We start from the raw sequence: 16,001 nt of genomic DNA, 5'->3' as shown, positions 1-16,001 counted from the left end.
ACATAGCGAATTACACCCATGTAATTCTGGTTCAGCCCTCCGTAGCGTTGAAGGTATTCCACCCACAGAGCTGAGGGAGCACCCCGTGAATCATCTGGCTTCAACAACGCCCCACCACCTAGACGCCGCTCGCGAGCACCTAGATTTGCCCAAATCACCACCTAAAAACGCCCAAATCGGCCTGTGCAAGGCCGTTTTGACACCTAGTCGCGCAATCCAGATCTAACCTGCGAGGTGAGCCGCATGTCGGGCATCCACGGAAACAGAAGGTCGCGAAGAGTGTTCGATTCAGAGGTTCAGCGAATCCTGGACTTTATAGCACGGGGTATTGGTGCCCGGATTGTGGGCGCACCTGGCAGCGGAAAGACCACCGTGGTGCGCAACGTAGTGGCCAATGTGGAGAAGACCGGCGTTGCCGTGCATTTCATCAGCGGCCTCCGCACGCACCGCAACATCCCTTTCGCTGCCATCAAGGGCCTCGGTCTGGAGATGCGCCCGGGGCGCAGCGGTGTCCTGGACCTTGCTGACGTGTTTGCTGGCCAACTGGGTATGGCTGGAAAGCACCTCCTGGTGGTGGACGACCTCCATCTGGTGGACAACGAATCCTTGGCTGTCCTTGAAGCAGTCCGCCGCAGGTCCGATTGCCCGATGGTGGCGACGGCGCCGGAGACCTGGTCCTTCTCAAAGGGCCAGTTGGCAGTGCTCAACAGCCGGCCCGTGGCACACCTTCAGCTGGACCCGCTGCACTACGAGCAAGTACACACCCTCATCGCGCAAGTGCTCGGGTCGCCGGCTGACGCCGAAACGACGGCGCGCGTCCTCACCAAATCTGCGGGAAACCCGCGTCTGGTGGTGCGGATCGTGGAGACGGCCCTGCTCAGCGATCTCCTGGTCCTGGAGGAAAAGCAATGGCGGATGACATCAGACACCCTGTGGAACGACCATTTGATGGGAACACTGGAAGCCCTCCTGGCCGAGCTCACACCCGCCGAGTTCACGGCCCTTCACATCATGGCGATTTTGGGTACGGCCCGGATCGACGTCCTGCATAAGGTCATCCAACCCGATGTCCTGGAGAACCTTGAACGGAAAGGCTTCCTCACCGTTTTGGATGACCACCAAAACGGCCCCAACGCCGCGATCAGCCCGCCCGTCGTCGCCGATTACTTCCGCGGACAGAAGATGCTGAGGGACCGGCACCTCCTTCGCAGCAAGGTGGCCGGCGTGCTGGAGGCACCCCCGCAGACCGCCCCGGAGGGCGTCACCCCGGCGGACTGCGTCTCCCGGGCGCTGTCCACACTCCGGTTGGAGAAGGGCGACGACGACGCCGTCACCGCCCGCCATTTCCACGAACACAACGCATCGCGCGAGCAATCCCGCTTTGAGCGATGGGAGGCGAACAAGTCCGTTACCAACGCCGTGTCGTTGCTCAGGATCTACTGGGGCGCACCAGTCAACACGGCGCGTGCCTTGCGGGTGTGCATGGAAACGGCAGAAAAAGGAGCTGACTCCGGAGATCTCCTGTTTTTGTACATCACCAAGGCCATGCTCGCCTTGCAAACAGGACAGGGTTTGGAGCGCGCCGTCGAAATTCTCCGCGAGTTCGCTGCGAAGCACCCGGAATGCAACGACGACGTCGAGGCGTCCATCCTCTTCATTTCGGCCTCCAACGGTCCGGTGCGGGAGGACATGGGTAAACCCCAGGCCGCAAATAGCGAGCCAGCTCCTGGGATGGAAAGCCTTGTGCAGGGCCTCCTCGCTCTTTACCGGTTCCAGCCGTCAGCGGCACTTGACGCGGTGAAGGGCTCGGGGGAGGACGACATTTTCCAACAGCTGCGCCCTTTCATCCACGGGTTCGCTCTCTTTGCAGCCGGGCGAATCGATGAGTCCCTGGTGTTCGCCTTGGACTGGCGGACGGAAGCACGCAAGAACCTGGACCAGTTCGGGGTGATCACCAGCAGCTATGTGGCTTCCCACGGGTTGCTCTACCGTGGGCTCTTCGAGGAAGCCGAATACCTCATGAGCAGCGTATTCGCCATGGGCAGGCCGGGCTTCGTAGTGGACGCCCTGTACGAGGCCATGCTGCGGCTCGCCGGTCTGCGCCACACTACGTCCGCAACGCCGCCAGTGCTGTCCATCGCCGTCCAGGCTAGAACTGATGTCCCGGACTTCGGCCCCTTGCCGGGTATCGGAAAAGGGATGTACGAACTTGTGGCGGACAACAGCGACCAACCCTCGACGTTCGAGCGCAAGGCCACCAAACTCGTGCGGCGCCAGCTCAAGAGCGGCTACGTGCTCGAGGCCGCAATGACAGCGCTCCTCAGCACCTGCCTTAACCCGGGAAGGCCTGTGCTGGACCTTCTCCAAAAGATCCTGCGTGAAAGCGCCATCACCGTTCACGACCAACTCATTGCCATAGCCACCGCAGTGGTGGAAGGTGACCACAATCTTCTGGGACTCCTCCTGAAGCACTACGAACCGGATATCGACACCTACCAAGTGGGGATGCTGCTCCGGGGCGCCCTCAAAAGGCACGTGATCGAAGGAAATTCCGCTGCCGCTGACGCCCTGGCCCAAGCATCGTCCATGTTCGCCGTGCGGTTTCCAACGGCCAGTGAACAGGTGGCCTTCAACGCGTTGAGGACCACACCGCTCACGGAACGGGAGATCGAAGTGGCGGTGCTCGCGGGTTATCGAACCAACGTGGAGATCGCCGAGCACTTGGGCATCAGTGCCCGGACCGTGGAGAACCACATCTCAAACGCACTCCGCAAGACCAGGGCAACTTCCCGCAATGGTCTCTTCATGCTCGTGGGGAATTTACTTCCGCCACAGTGAGCCGGGATAGGCTGAAACCACTTCCTCACGTCGGTTCCCGGTGCCTGATCCGTACCGGTTTTTGAAGGGTTTCAGTGAGCAACCACCCGGCATTGGCCCGCAGGCTCGGTACGTTCGACGCGTCCCTCATTGGCTTGGGATCCATGATCGGCGCCGGCGTCTTCGCAGCGTTCACGCCTGCAGCCGCTGCGGCAGGATCGGGACTGTTGATCGGGCTGGTGGTGGCTGCCTTCGTGGCCTTCTGCAACGCCACCTCATCCGCCCAACTCGCCGCGGCGTACCCCACGTCCGGAGGCACGTACGTCTACGGCAGGGAACGGCTGGGACCCTGGTGGGGCTTCCTGGCCGGATGGGGCTTCGTCATCGGCAAAACTGCGAGTGCCGCAGCCATGGCGATGACGTTTGCCGCCTATGCCGCCCCGCAAGGCTGGGAACGCCCGGTGGCGATTGCCGCCGTCGTACTTTTGACCGCTGTGAACTATCACGGCGTAACCCGAACCGCAGGTCTGACGCGTGTGCTGGTCATCGCTGTGTTGCTGGCGCTGGCCATCGCCCTGACGGCCGTGTGGGGCGGTTCGGGCCATGACTTTGGCAACGTGCTGTGGGAGGGGCTGCTGGCGGAAGGTTGGTACGGCGTACTGCAATCGGCGGGCCTGTTGTTCTTTGCCTTTGCCGGGTATGCGCGCATCGCGACGATGGGGGAGGAAGTGCGCGAGCCTCGGCGCACCATCCCGAGGGCGATCACCATCGCGTTGGGGATCACGATCGTGCTCTATGCCGTCATTGCCATCACCTTGCTGGGAGTTCTGGGCCCGGAAGGCGTGGCCGGGACGCCGACACCACTGGCCGACGCGGTAGGTGCGGGCTCCATGGCGTGGGCAGGTCCTGTAGTTCGCATCGGTGCTGCGGTGGCGTCACTGGGGGCGCTGTTGGCACTGATCGCGGGACTCGGCCGAACGAGCTTGGCCATGGCCCGGGAACACGACCTTCCGCCGTGGCTGTCGGCCGTACACCCCAGGTACAAGGTGCCGCATCGCGCCGAGCTCACTATCGGTGCGGTGATCTGCCTGGTGATCGCGGTGGCTGATCTCCGGGGTGCTATTGGCTTCTCTTCATTCGGCGTGCTGCTCTACTACTTGGTGGCCAATCTGGCCGCGTACACCCAACCCAGCGAAGATCGCCGCTATCCGAAGTTCCAGCAGGTGGCCGGTGCTGTGGCCTGCGTGGGCCTGGTGGTGACCTTGCCGCCACTTTCCGTGGGCCTTGGCGTGCTGATGTTTGCCGTCGGCATCTTGTACCGTTTCCTACGGCTGCGCCAGAGCCGGCTCAGCGAGTGAATCTGGCGGGCTGGGCACGACTCCATCCAGGGGTAGTCAGGTGGAGCCGTGCCGTAGTGCCGCCTACGCCTGGAGCGGGTGGGGTTACCCGCCGGACACCGGGTTCCCGCTCCGGAGGCACAAAAGAAGACTATGGCCGGGTTTCGCTCACTAGGGGTATGAATCCCCAAAAATAGGTGGTGCTGTGGGTCAGAAATCGGCCAAAATGCCCAAAAATGAGTGGTGAGTCCGCCCCGTCTAGGTGTTGGCCCGCCGTCGAGCGTTTCTCCGCTCAACGGATTCCATGTACGTGACGATGCTCGCGAGAGTGACAGCGACTGAGCAGGTGACCGCCATTGCGGTCGGTGTTTCTTGGAAGGGCACCACCAGCAGAGGGCTCAGCATCATGGCATTCCCAAATGCCGACGCGGCAAAGACGCAGGCTTTCAGCAGCAGGCACTTCAGCGGATCCATGATCATCATGGCTACCGGTGCCACGATGCCCAACGCCATGGTGAGTACCACCGCCGTAGTCCGTAAGTCTGCAGGATCGAGCACCTTCAGCCCCTCCGGAGGGGGCGCTGTACCTAGCAGCGTGGCCGCCACCGCCGAACAAACCGCCACAACGCAGGTCAGGATGCGCAGGGCGGCTGGGTAGAAGTGCGTGATCACAGGAAGTCCTCATCGTTCGTTGGCACTACCCCCGGACATAGGGGTAGTGCCACGAACGGCGGACGTATGACGCGAAATCGGGAGGCTACTTTTCGCAGCCGATCCCGTCGTGGTCGTTGTCCAGGCCATAGATGTCCGAGCCGATCACAGTCACGGGCCCGCGAACATACGAGGGACCATTGCCCTTGCCGCCTGCACAGTCGACGTCGGAGTCAATCGGCACGCAAGCACCGGCATAATTCGGGTCGCACCCGCTTGGGGCTGCGGCCGCCGGAGGAGCCTTCGGCGCGGCATTGGCGGCAGCGTTCGCGGCAGCCTGCTCGGCTGCTGCTTTGTCTGCAGCGGCTTTGGCAGCCGCAGCCTGATCTGCGGCTGCTTTGTCTGCGGCCGCCTTGTCCGCCGCTGCCTTGTCGGCTGCTGCCTTGTCCGCCGCGGCCTTATCGGCCGCCGCCTTCGCCGCTGCCGCACGTTGGTCATTCAGGGCCTGCGCCGTAGCCGAGTCCAACCACGACAACTTTCCGGCCTGATCCACTGCGCAGACGTAGGTCTGGCCTGCAAGGACTTGGGTCTTCTTCTCTGTGGTGCACGGTGTGCCCGCAATTTTGCTGGGTGTTGGCGTCGGCGTGGCTGACGAGGTGCTGGACGGCGATCCGCTGGCGCTGCTCACTGAGCTCGCCGTTCCTATCGGTGCGCAAGCAGTCAGCGCGAGGAAAACTGATCCGATGGCGGCGATGCCAATTGCTTTAAAGCGAGGAGCCCAAGCCGATCCTGACCGTTTTTTGGCGCGCGAAATTCGTGTGTTCAATGTAGTGCCCCCTTTTTAGTGCGCCGATGCGATGGCGCGTGCTGTGACCCTAACACCCGCAGGAAAGGCTGGATAAAAAAAATCGCATATTACGTGCCAGATGGGTTTGGTCGTCCTGTGTCACCATGGGTGGATGCTTGGGGAGACTGAAACGACGACGACGCACCGGCTCTTAAGTCTTCTCGCAGAGGAGCTGCAGGCCCTCGGCCCTCAGCGCCAACTCGTCGGCATTGACGGCGTGGATGGCAGCGGGAAAACGACCTTCGCCGAGGGGCTCGCTGCTGCCATTAAGGGCCGGCCCGTACTGACAATCCACGTGGACGATTTCCTCAACCTTCAGGAAGTCCGCCACCGCCGGGGGAGGTCATCTCCGGAGGGATTCTGGCTGGACACCTACGATTACGCAGCCCTGGAAGAGTATGTCCTGACGTCGCTGGGTAAGGGTGGTGACGGTCTGTATCGTCCTGCGTCCACTGATCTGAAGCACAACGCACGGCTCCACCCTAAGCCAGTGAAGGCTCCGGACAACGCGATTGTCCTTGTGGAGGGAATGTTCCTCCATCGCGACGAGCTGGTCGGCAGGTGGGACTACTCCATCTTCTTGGATGTTCCCTTCACAGAAACTGCCAGGCGCATGTCCATAAGGGACGGCAGCAACCCCGACCCCGAGCACCCATCAATGCAGCGTTATGTCGGTGGGCAGAGGCTCTACTTTGAGCATGCACGGCCGTGGACACGTGCCACGAGGGTCATCGACAACACCCATCCCGGGCAGGCCACTTTGATGACATCGGAGGAAGCCGCCCAGCGTCACAGCTAACGGGCTACGCCCGCGCGTGCTTCTTCCCGTTGGCAGGCTTCATCGGGCCACTCGCCTCAACCACTGAAGCGCCCGTGCCCAAGCCGCGCACCGTCCATCCGGCGCTCCGCCAAGCATCCGCGTTCAGCACGTTTCGAGCGTCCAGCACCATCCGGCGTCGTACCAACGATCCCGCTACGGAAGGCGACAGCGAAACGTATTCGTCCCACTCCGTCAGCAGCAGCACCAGCTCTGCGCCCTCCAGGGCGCGCTTGGTTGATGCCTCGAAGCGGATCTGCGGGTAGCGGATCCAGGCGTTGTTGATGGCCTTGGGGTCGGTGACGGTCACGTGCGCGCCGGCATCGGCGAGTTGCTGGGCGACGTCCAGGGCGGGGGAGTCGCGGATGTCGTCGGTGTCCGGCTTGAAAGCCGCGCCCAGGATGGTGACAGTGCGGCCGGACAGGAAGCCGCGGCACATGTCGCGTGCGATCTCCACAGTCCGCGATCGCTGATCCAGGTTCACCGAATCCACCAACGCCATCCACTCATCGACGGACGGCACGTCCAGTTCCCGCGCCTGCGCCCGGAACGACCGGATGTCCTTGGGCAGGCAGCCGCCGCCGAAGCCGAGCCCGGCGTGCAGGTACCGGTTGCCAATGCGCGGGTCGAGTCCCATCGCCTCACCGAGCTCGCTGACGTCAGCACCCGACGCGTCGCACAACTCCGCCATCGAGTTGATGAAGCTCACCTTCGTGGCGAGGAACGCGTTCGACGCCGATTTGATCAGTTCCGCCGTCGCAAAATTGCAGACCAGCCGCGGGATTCCGGCCGCAATCAGGGGCTCGTACACAGCATCCAGCACGGCAGTAACAGGTGCACCGGCAGCAGCGCCCTTGCCGCCCGGTACCCCGTACACCAGCCGGTCGGGCACCAGCGAGTCCTTCACTGCGGTGCCCTGGCGCAGGAACTCAGGGTTCCAACCGAGCAGGACGTCCGAGCGTCGGGCCAGCACCGCGCGGAGCGTCTCCACTGTGCCTACCGGCACCGTTGATTTACCGACGACGGCGGCCCCCTTCGCCAGATGCGGCAGGAGGCTCTTCGTAGCGCCCATCAGGTAGGAAAGGTCCGCAGTGTCGGAAGTTTTGGACTGCGGGGTGCCCACGCAAAGGAAGTGCACCTGGGCATCCGCTGCCTCGGCGAAGTCCGTGGTGAACGACAGGCGGCCCGTAGTGCGTCCGTCCTTGAGGAGCTCGTCGAGACCAGGTTCGTGGAAGGGGGCCAACGCCTTGTTGAGCTGCTCCACCTTGGAGGAATCGACGTCGATCCCCACCACGGTGTGGCCCATGGAGGCGAGCGTGGCTGCGTGGACTGCGCCAAGGTAGCCGCAACCGATCACGGAAATCTTCATGAGGACGGTCCTTTGCTGGAGGTGAGTTCTGAAGGGCCGGCGTCGCGTGTGGGAGTGCCGGAGATGACTTCGTTGTAGTGGCGGACCAACTCCGCGCTGAGCACCGGCCACGTCCGGCCCTGAACCGAAGCGGTGGCTGCCGTTGCGAACGCGCGGCGCTTGGCGTCGTCGCCCATCAGGTCCTGGACGTAGTCACGCAGTTGCGTGAGGTTGCCGGGCTCGTACAGCCAGCCTGTGCGGGAGTTTTCCACCAGATCCAAGGGGCCGCCACGACCGGTGGCAACCACCGGCACGCCCGACGCCATGGCCTCCTGGATGGTTTGGCAGAAGGTCTCGAACTCGCCGGGATGGACGAAAAGATCGAATCCCGCGACGGCTTCCGCTAGGGAATCGCCGCCCAGGAAGCCGGCGAAATGGGCGTTGGGCAGTGCGGCTTGGAGTGCTTCGCGCTGCGGGCCATCACCAACGATCACCAGCTTGGTGTTCGGCACATCCGCCAATACCGCGAGGTCCTCGACCTGCTTCTCGACGGCGAGCCGGCCGACGTAGCCGATGATGCGTTGCCCGTCGGGCGCGACCGAGCTGCGCCACGCCGTCGAACGTTTTGCGGGGTTGAAGCGTGCGGTATCCACACCGCGCCGCCACATGTCCACGCGCAGGATGCCGCGTCCGCGTAACTGGTTCAGCGCGAAGGTGGACGGCACCAGGGTGCGGGTGGCCAGGAGGTGGATGTTGTCCACGCGGTTCCAGGCCCAGTTCTCCAGGAACGGCACACCGTAACGGCCCGCGTAGCCGGGAACCTCGGTTTGGTAGATCGCCACTGTAGGGATGCCGAGCTGGTGGGCGGCCTGCACGGCGCGCCAGCCGAGGACGAACGGCGAGGCGAGATGAACGACGTCGGGGGCGAAATCGGCAAGGATTCGCTTGACCCGATTCACACCACCCAACGCAACCCGCACATTCGTGTATCCGGCCAGCGGCACCGAGGGAAGCCGGTGCACGTACGCACCCTTCTCGACGCTCGAAACATCAGTGTCCGACGTCGACGGCGCGATCACCATCACCTCGTCCCCGCGCTCTTGCAGATGCTCCAGCACCCGCAGTATCGAGTGGGTTACCCCATTCATCAGTGGCAGGAATGATTCGGCGACGATTGCGATCCTCACGCCTTCAACGGTGGTCGCGGAGGTTGGCTTACTGGGTGCGCGAGGGTGGCCGGTGGGGGAAGAGTGGGTTAACAGGTGGGTTGGGTGAACTTGCGCAGCTAATGCGAGTGCGAATGCTGGCCTTGTCGCTACGGGCGCGGGCGAGGTGGGTTGCGCCTTCCACTTCGCTCTGCAGTAGTACTTGCGATACATACAAGCGCGACATACGCGGGAGCTGTGATGACACGCGATGATGCCTCGCATCGAGATTGACTTGGATCTCTCGGCTTACGAGACAGGGTTGTCGGCGCTGGCTGAGATACTCGGAAGCATGAAAACCTTTCTGGCCGTTCTGAATTTCGCGGCGTTCGCTGTTTCCTTTGGGGCGATCCTGTGGGCGTGGTTCGTAGTCCGTAAGGACATGCGGGCCAATGCCGCCCTGCTCGAGCGCTTGAAGGAGATTGAGCGGGCTTATGAGAATGAGCCTGCCGCTGTATTCGGTGGGGGAGATCGGCGGGCGGAGATGCGTGCTGAGCAGAAAGCTGCGGGCAAGACCATGTTCACCTACGGGGACATGAACAACATGCCTGAGCTGGTCAAGCACTTGATCTACAGCCACGCGATCAGTGGCCTTGCCTTGCAGATCTGGCTAGTGGGCGCGGGTTTAGCTATCGGCACGGTTGCGAACGTTATGTCACTGTACGTATAGGGGTGGGGGGTGGCCAGGTGCCCCCGATCGTTTTAGAGCCGCCCCCGGTAGTGATAGTGCCCTTTCCCGCATACGGATTGGAAAATAGACTTCAACGGTTGTTGGCTGGGTTGCTGTGGGGGCAGCCTCGTGGCCCCAGCGGGGAGGCCACTACCAGTGTTCGTGTGTTGCGGGTGGCACCATGAAGTGCCGCCATGCGGGATCAGCTCCTGGTCCCCCAGTGGGGACCTCTGGACCGTCATACTCCCAGCGGTCGTTAGGTGGCTCCTTGGCGCCGACGGCAAACACCCATCCCGATGTTGTCCGCCGCCACGCCCACCATTGCTGTCCATCTTCGGACGTGTGCAAGGTAATCGCTGCCCCGTGCGGGAGGCCCTTCTGAGTAAAGGACGCCTCACCGAGGACGTCAAGCATGTCGTCCCGATACCGGCCGGAGTTGCGGTAATGCCCCGCGTGGCACATGTGCAGGTAGTCGAGCGCCGCTTTGGTTTCCTTGAACTCACGTTGATCAAGCCGCTTCCCGGCTTCGTCGACCCCGTCGAGACCGGCATTGTCGATGAGTTTCTGTTCCTCGTCAGCGAGCCGCTGCTGGCGAGCAGCTTCTTTGAATCGGCCTTCATCAAAGCTGGCTATGGCTTCCCTTACAGAGGAAGCCCGCGCCATATTGAACCGTGTTGATGGACTTACCTCTGACAGCCTCCGGACGCTCATGCCAGCTCTAACGGCTAGTCCGATGACTGGTTTACGCAGCTTCGTTCCAGGAGGAACGGTGACTCGCATATGTGTCACCGCCAACTCGTATGCGGCGTACAAGGTGAGGCCGTACATGAACGGCAGAAACACTGCCGTCATTCCAACGGGTAGCAGGAACTTCCTCAGCTCGCCCAAGAAATCGATCTTTGACCATTGAGCAGTAATCTCGACGGCGCTGTGAACAACCACCAGCAAGACGAGTAGGCCGATGAGAACGTCTAGTAGCTTGCGGACGGGACGGTATTCGGGCTTGGTCCTCGCCACGGCCAAGAGAATCCCAAGGAGGATGAAACCGCCCTGAAGGAATACTTCCCCTACAAGCGGGAAGGGGTAAAGGTCGACCACAAATTGGACTACGACTGGTGCCGCCACGGCACCGAGAGCGAGCTTGCGGAAGTAACCGGCCTCCTTCATGGCCTGTGGCAGGCGGAAGAAATTGACGACGGCAGTGGTCAAGAACCAAACGATAGTTGGGGTGATTAGCTTGGCGTCCCAGACGCCTAAGCCAATGAGTGCCGCTATGGCACCGCCGGTGTAAAGGACCAGAAGCATAAAGGGCACGAGAATACGGTGATTGAAGAATGCCCTGAAGATGTCGGGTACCGACCGTCTTGAGGCCGGGATCAGTAGAAATGAAATTATGAAGAGGCCGAGCCAAATAGCGAGCGCCCATTCCCTGTTGTTGACTTCCACGATCACAGCCTAGATGTCCGTGCAGACATGATTGCTCATGAGATGTTCATGAGCGTTTTTCGGCCTGCCCGATATATAAGCGTTGCAGGCGCTCTGCGGACCTAGCCCCCACCCCGCGCCGCCTTCAAATCCTTCCGCAGCCCCCGGTTGTCCGCCCGCAGCTCCTCGTTGTGCTCACTTAGCCCGCGGTTGTCCTCGGTGAGTCCCCGGTTAGCCTCCTCCAGCTCCAGCACACGTTTCACTCCGGCCAGGTTCAGCCCTTCATCAAGCAACACTCCGATCCGACGCAGCGTCGCGAGGTCGTTTTCGCTGTAGCGGCGCGTGCCGCCGTCGGTCCTTTCGGGGGTGAGCAGGCCCTTGCGCTCATATTGCCGGATGTTCTGCTGGCCTGTGCCCACCAGCTCCGCGGCAACCGAGATCGCGTAAACGCCCCGTCCGTCATCGGAACCCGCGCCCGAAGCGGAGGCGACCAAACCGCCGTCGTGCTCCGCGGCGGCCGCCGAGCGATCCGAACCTGCCATCAAAACCTCCGAAAATCTTCCAAAACCTACTTGCACCACTCTCTCACCAGTGCTATAAAAAATCTATACCAACCACCATAGATCTGGAGGCTGGTAGCGACAACAGAATCAGCATCGAGATCCAAAGGAGTGAGAACCAAATGCTGATGCGCACTGACCCGTTCCGCGAATTCGACAGGCTCGCCCAACAGGTTTTTGGCACAACAGCACGCCCGGCCGGAATGCCGATGGATGCATGGCAGGAGGACGGACAATTCGTTGTTGCCTTCGATCTGCCAGGTGTAAGCCCTGATTCAGTGGAGTTGGACGTCGAACGCAACGTCCTCACCGTAAAGGCCGAACGCAAGTCGCCCGCGGGCGAAAACACCGAGATGATCGCCGCCGAACGCCCACAGGGCGTCTTTAGCCGGCAGCTGATCCTGGGTGACACCCTGGATACCGAAAACGTCCAAGCCAACTACGACGCCGGTGTGCTCACACTCCACATCCCGGTCGCCGAGAAGGCCAAGCCGCGGCGCATCGAGATCACATCCAGCGGGCAAAAGCAGGAGATCAACGCCTGACCCACCCGTCTTGCCGGAAGCTCACCCGGGGGTGGCCGACCGGCAGGGCAGTGACCGGGAACAACGGAGGCGGCCGCATCGGAATAGTTGGGCGCAGGCTTCGTGCCACGTCACAGCGTTTTTTAGCGCACATGAAAGCGGTCCCCGCCCGTCGTCTCCCGACGGATGGCCCCCGGCTCAGGCCGGGGGCCATCTCCTGATCAGCAGCATGAACCGGACACAGCAGTGAACACGCAACCTGACCACTACGCCACCCTCCGCGTCGCGCCCGACGCGACGGCCCGTGAGATCGCCCGCGCCTATCGCACGCTGCTTCGGACCCACCATCCGGACACCCGTCCAAAGGTCGACGACGGTGACACCACCTCCGAGGCCGACCTCCAGGAACTGCACGCCATCATGCAGGCGTACGTCGTTTTGTCGGACCCAGGGAAGCGGGCGGCATACGACCGTGCACGGCGGAACGGTTTCGGCACCGGCGGGACGCCGGTGAACGTTCGGGTGCACAAGCGTGCGCAGCAGCCGGCAAGGAACGACGGCGGGCAGTCACCGTTGTCCTTCGGGCCACCCCGTTGGGAACCTTCGTCCAGAAACCTGAGAACACCAAGGAGCAATCCATGAGTGCTTGGCGTCCCTATGACGACCACATCATTCCCGCGTTCTACGAACGGTTCGAACAACGCTGGGGCAGAGGGACAGCGCCGTTCCTGGATCCCGAAGTCCACGAACAACCTCTGCCGCGGGCCCAGTGGATCAACCCGGACACAGGGGCCGCGATCGCCGTTGTACCCATCTGGACCGACGACCCCGAACACCGCTCCTTCGGGGTGTTCTACCTGCCGCCGGCAGGGGACATCTGGATGCTGCGCCCCGGTCCAACCACGTTCATAGAGCCTCGAGGGGGAGCGAACCAGGAGCAGGTGACGCTCCGCAACGATGCATTCAAGAAGGCCGTTAACCATGCGAAGGAGTTCATCTACGGGCCGCAGCTGTAAGTGGGGTTACGGTACTCAGCCTGTACATAAGAAGGCTGGTGCAGCCTGGGAAAAATCCTAAGGCGGCTGCACCAGCTGCTAGTACGACTTTCTGTTAGAAGTTGTGACACCTATTCATTGGCCGCTCCTAGTTCCCGGCTTCGATTTTTCCGGGCCTTCAACATCAACCGGGGCCGCTCGCCCGCCCCGCGAGAACACCACCTCCCATCTTACGGCGGCCTACAGGAAAAAGCGCTGGAATTCGCGGTATTTCAGGGGCGCCTGACGGCCTTGGAGAGCTGGCCGTGGCACGATGGATCACGATGAAACTGCGCGCTGATCAGACCGGAAACCGTGGCCTCCCTATGCCCCTTTGGCTGCAGGGTGGTTTGGAAGCGGCCCAAGCGGCGTTCATTTCCGCCATCGTGGTGGTGCTTCCGCTGGTCGGGGTCTGGGCGACCGACGGTTTCCAGGACCGGAATATCGAGTCTTTGGCACGGCTCGGCGGCCAAGCATGGTTGCTGATCCATGGCGTTCCGTTGGAACTCGCCCACGTGAACATCGGCACCGCCGCCCATCCGGGATCAGGGCTCCTTTCCTTGATTCCCCTGGGCCTGACGCTCATCCCGTTCCTGCTGGCGTGGCGGGCAGGCCGGCGGCTGGCCCGTGCCTCCTACACCGACCAGCTGTGGCAGGCGTTCTTCGGAGCCTTCCTTGTTTACGCGGCCTTTGGCGCCGCCACCGGATTCGTGTGCCGCACTACTGAGGTCGTCATCAACCTGTGGTTGGCCATGGCCATCCCGCTCATCTCCTTTGGCCTGGGCATGATCGTTGGCGCCCGACGCGAGGCAGGCTCGTGGAGCCGGCTGATCGGCGTCGACGCCGTCGCCTGGCTCGCTAAAACCAGCCAGCACTCGCGGTGGGCCGGCTCGTACGTCGGCTCTGCGCTGAAGGCCGGTTTCGTGGCAGCGATGGCCGCCGTGTGCCTGTCGGCTGTGCTGCTGGCCGTCACCATCGTGTGGCACTGGACCGACATCATCGCCGTGTATGAAGGCCTCAAAGCCGGAGCCCTGGGCGGTGCCGTGCTCACCATCGCACAGCTTGGCTTCCTGCCGAACCTGGTGATCTTCGCCTTGGCGTGGTCCTCGGGGGCCGGCTTCTCGCTCGGCATCGGCTCCACGGCCGGTCCGTTGGGCACCGCCGTGGGACCCCTTCCCGCCGTCCCCATCCTTGGCAGCCTGCCCGCCGGCCAGCTCGATTTTGGGGCCATGGCACTGGCGTTGCCCGTTGTGGCAGGAGTCCTTGCCGGCTGGTGGTTCCTGCGGGAGGGCGAAAACCATTTTGATGAGTGGCTCTCCATCAAGATCAAGGCCCGCTGGTTCACGGCCACCGTTTCGACTCTCTTCCTCGGAGCCTTTATCGGCGCTGTGGCGGGCCTGCTCGGTGGGGCTCTGGCCTGGATCGCGCGTGGTTCGGCCGGCATTGGGCGGCTCACGGAAATTGGACCCCACCCGTTGTGGACGGCAGTCTGGCTGGCCGCGGAAGTGGGGATCGGCGTCGTAATTGGCTACGCAGTGGGGCCGTGGCTGGAACGCAGCCAGAAGCTGCGCGAGGCGAACCTGGAAGAAAACGCGTACGACGACGAGCACGCCTGAGCGGTCAGCTGAAGTAGCGTCGGGCTACCTGAGCGACCCCGGCATGGACTTCTCGAGGTGCATCAGGCACTGCGTCTTGGCCGACTCCGTGAGTGCTGAGCGGGCGCAATCCTGGTAGGTGCTGACCTGCCGGAAGAAGAGGGCTGACGTCAGAACCAGCAGGCACATGATGGCCGTCACCACCAACCCCGAGATCGTGCCGAACAGAATCAGGCGGGGGTGCTTGTACTTGATGGTCCGCACCAGCACAACGATGCCCAGCACCAACGCCGCCACCGTCAGGATCCCGCTCAACCACACGTAGTTCACGTTCAGGGAGAACACGAAGAACGCTCCCACCGCCGAAAAAAGGAAGGCGCGGAACAGGATCTGGGTCACACCGAGGGCGGACTTTTCAGCCTCGGAGCGGGGTTGCTGGTTCGGCGCGGAACCGACGTCGGGATTCATGTTTTCCAGCCTACGCGAGCCGCCCATAAGCTAGTGCAATGCGCATTGTTGTCCTCGTCTCCGGTACCGGTTCCAATCTTCAGGCAGTCATCGACGCCGTGAAGTCGGGTGAGCTGGATGTCGAGATTGCCGCTGTGGGCGCCGACCGTCCCGACACCTATGGTGTGGAGCGCTCTGACGAGGCCGGCATCGAGACGTTCGTGGTCAACTTCAACTCCTTCGAAACCCGCGCCGAGTGGGATGCTGCCTTGCGCGACAAGGTGCTCTCTTACGAGCCCGATGTTGTGGTTTCCTCCGGCTTCATGCGGATCGTGAGCGCCGACTTCATCGATGCCTTCGGTGGCAAGTACGTCAACACGCACCCGGCCCTGCTGCCCTCGTTCCCCGGTGCACACGGAGTCCGCGACGCCATGGCCTACGGCGTGAAGGTCACCGGCTGCACCGTTCACTGGGCCGACGCAGGCGTGGACACGGGACCCATCCTTGCCCAGGAAGCTGTCACTGTGCTTCCCGAGGACACCGAGGAAAGCCTGCACGAGCGCATCAAGGTAGTGGAGCGCCGTCTGCTGGTCCAGACCCTCGCCGACCTCGCCGCCGCCCTACCCAACTGTGAGTCTTGATCGTGGCTGGTCTGGGACTGGCTGGCAGGATGGGTGCAGGCCGTTCCGCCCGATGGATGTGACTCGGTACCCAACTGACCCGC

Annotated in this window: 16 protein-coding genes; 9 read left to right on the top strand and 7 right to left on the bottom strand. The window is 62.6% G+C overall.

Annotated features, from left to right (window positions below):
- Positions 1-279: 279 nt before the first annotated feature.
- Both PQ627_RS14935 and PQ627_RS14930 read left to right on the top strand, forming a co-directional pair.
- Positions 280-2,838: a LuxR family transcriptional regulator gene (locus PQ627_RS14935; protein WP_274262282.1), complete on the top strand. Its 2,559-nt coding sequence runs from the start codon at positions 280-282 to the stop codon at positions 2,836-2,838.
- Positions 2,839-2,912: 74 nt separating this feature from the next.
- Positions 2,913-4,175, top strand: coding sequence for an APC family permease (locus PQ627_RS14930; protein ID WP_274262281.1), 1,263 nt, complete (start codon positions 2,913-2,915; stop codon positions 4,173-4,175).
- Between the two features lie 237 nt (positions 4,176-4,412).
- On the opposite strand, the gene PQ627_RS14925 is transcribed toward PQ627_RS14930, so the two are convergent.
- Positions 4,413-4,826 carry a hypothetical protein gene (locus PQ627_RS14925; protein WP_274262279.1) on the bottom strand — a complete coding sequence of 138 codons (414 nt, stop codon included), beginning with the start codon at positions 4,824-4,826 and terminating at the stop codon, positions 4,413-4,415.
- An 85-nt stretch (positions 4,827-4,911) separates the two neighbouring features.
- Positions 4,912-5,493: a hypothetical protein gene (locus PQ627_RS14920; RefSeq protein WP_337993564.1), complete on the bottom strand. Its 582-nt coding sequence runs from the start codon at positions 5,491-5,493 to the stop codon at positions 4,912-4,914.
- Positions 5,494-5,764: 271 nt separating this feature from the next.
- Between PQ627_RS14920 and PQ627_RS14915 the strand changes: the two genes are divergently transcribed.
- A complete protein-coding gene (locus tag PQ627_RS14915; RefSeq protein ID WP_274262277.1) occupies positions 5,765-6,451 on the top strand; it encodes a uridine kinase in 687 nt (228 codons plus the stop codon).
- A gap of 4 nt (positions 6,452-6,455) precedes the next feature.
- Here PQ627_RS14915 and PQ627_RS14910 read toward each other — a convergent pair whose 3' ends face one another.
- Together PQ627_RS14910 and PQ627_RS14905 are read right to left on the bottom strand one after the other, a co-directional pair.
- Entirely contained in the window at positions 6,456-7,838 is a 1,383-nt protein-coding gene (locus PQ627_RS14910) for a UDP-glucose dehydrogenase family protein (protein ID WP_274262276.1), read from the bottom strand.
- Positions 7,835-9,004, bottom strand: a complete 1,170-nt coding sequence (locus tag PQ627_RS14905; RefSeq protein ID WP_274262274.1) for a glycosyltransferase family 4 protein — start codon at positions 9,002-9,004, stop codon at positions 7,835-7,837. Before PQ627_RS14905 ends, PQ627_RS14910 begins: the two co-directional genes overlap by 4 nt.
- Positions 9,005-9,314: 310 nt before the next feature.
- Between PQ627_RS14905 and PQ627_RS14900 the strand changes: the two genes are divergently transcribed.
- A complete protein-coding gene (locus PQ627_RS14900) occupies positions 9,315-9,692 on the top strand; it encodes a hypothetical protein (protein ID WP_274262272.1) in 378 nt (125 codons plus the stop codon).
- A 150-nt stretch (positions 9,693-9,842) separates the two neighbouring features.
- Here PQ627_RS14900 and PQ627_RS14895 read toward each other — a convergent pair whose 3' ends face one another.
- Both PQ627_RS14895 and PQ627_RS14890 read right to left on the bottom strand, forming a co-directional pair.
- Positions 9,843-11,138, bottom strand: a complete 1,296-nt coding sequence (locus PQ627_RS14895) for a hypothetical protein (RefSeq protein ID WP_274262270.1) — start codon at positions 11,136-11,138, stop codon at positions 9,843-9,845.
- Between the two features lie 101 nt (positions 11,139-11,239).
- Complete coding sequence (locus tag PQ627_RS14890) at positions 11,240-11,659, bottom strand: MerR family transcriptional regulator (protein ID WP_274262267.1); 420 nt, start codon at positions 11,657-11,659, stop codon at positions 11,240-11,242.
- A gap of 140 nt (positions 11,660-11,799) precedes the next feature.
- Between PQ627_RS14890 and PQ627_RS14885 the strand changes: the two genes are divergently transcribed.
- The 4 genes from PQ627_RS14885 to PQ627_RS14870 all read left to right on the top strand — a co-directional run bounded on the left by PQ627_RS14885 (position 11,800) and on the right by PQ627_RS14870 (position 14,851).
- Positions 11,800-12,222 (top strand): Hsp20/alpha crystallin family protein, encoded by a 423-nt coding sequence (locus tag PQ627_RS14885; RefSeq protein WP_144662408.1) that lies wholly within the window; start codon positions 11,800-11,802, stop codon positions 12,220-12,222.
- Between the two features lie 225 nt (positions 12,223-12,447).
- Positions 12,448-12,843, top strand: a complete 396-nt coding sequence (locus PQ627_RS14880; protein ID WP_274262265.1) for a J domain-containing protein — start codon at positions 12,448-12,450, stop codon at positions 12,841-12,843.
- Entirely contained in the window at positions 12,840-13,217 is a 378-nt protein-coding gene (locus PQ627_RS14875) for a hypothetical protein (protein ID WP_274262262.1), read from the top strand. Before PQ627_RS14880 ends, PQ627_RS14875 begins: the two co-directional genes overlap by 4 nt.
- Positions 13,218-13,519: 302 nt before the next feature.
- Positions 13,520-14,851 (top strand): cell division protein PerM, encoded by a 1,332-nt coding sequence (locus PQ627_RS14870; protein ID WP_274262391.1) that lies wholly within the window; start codon positions 13,520-13,522, stop codon positions 14,849-14,851.
- 24 nt (positions 14,852-14,875) lie between these two features.
- Here PQ627_RS14870 and PQ627_RS14865 read toward each other — a convergent pair whose 3' ends face one another.
- Positions 14,876-15,325, bottom strand: a complete 450-nt coding sequence (locus tag PQ627_RS14865) for a hypothetical protein (RefSeq protein ID WP_274262260.1) — start codon at positions 15,323-15,325, stop codon at positions 14,876-14,878.
- A gap of 11 nt (positions 15,326-15,336) precedes the next feature.
- Between PQ627_RS14865 and purN the strand changes: the two genes are divergently transcribed.
- Positions 15,337-15,918, top strand: coding sequence for a phosphoribosylglycinamide formyltransferase (gene purN, locus PQ627_RS14860; protein WP_274262258.1), 582 nt, complete (start codon positions 15,337-15,339; stop codon positions 15,916-15,918).
- Positions 15,919-16,001 lie beyond the last annotated feature (83 nt).

This window comes from Paenarthrobacter sp. AB444, from assembly GCF_028736865.1.
GTDB classification, from domain to species: domain Bacteria; phylum Actinomycetota; class Actinomycetes; order Actinomycetales; family Micrococcaceae; genus Arthrobacter; species Arthrobacter nicotinovorans_B.
The sequence above is the reverse complement of the archived record's forward strand: the minus strand, read 5'-3'. Positions and strand labels throughout refer to the sequence as shown.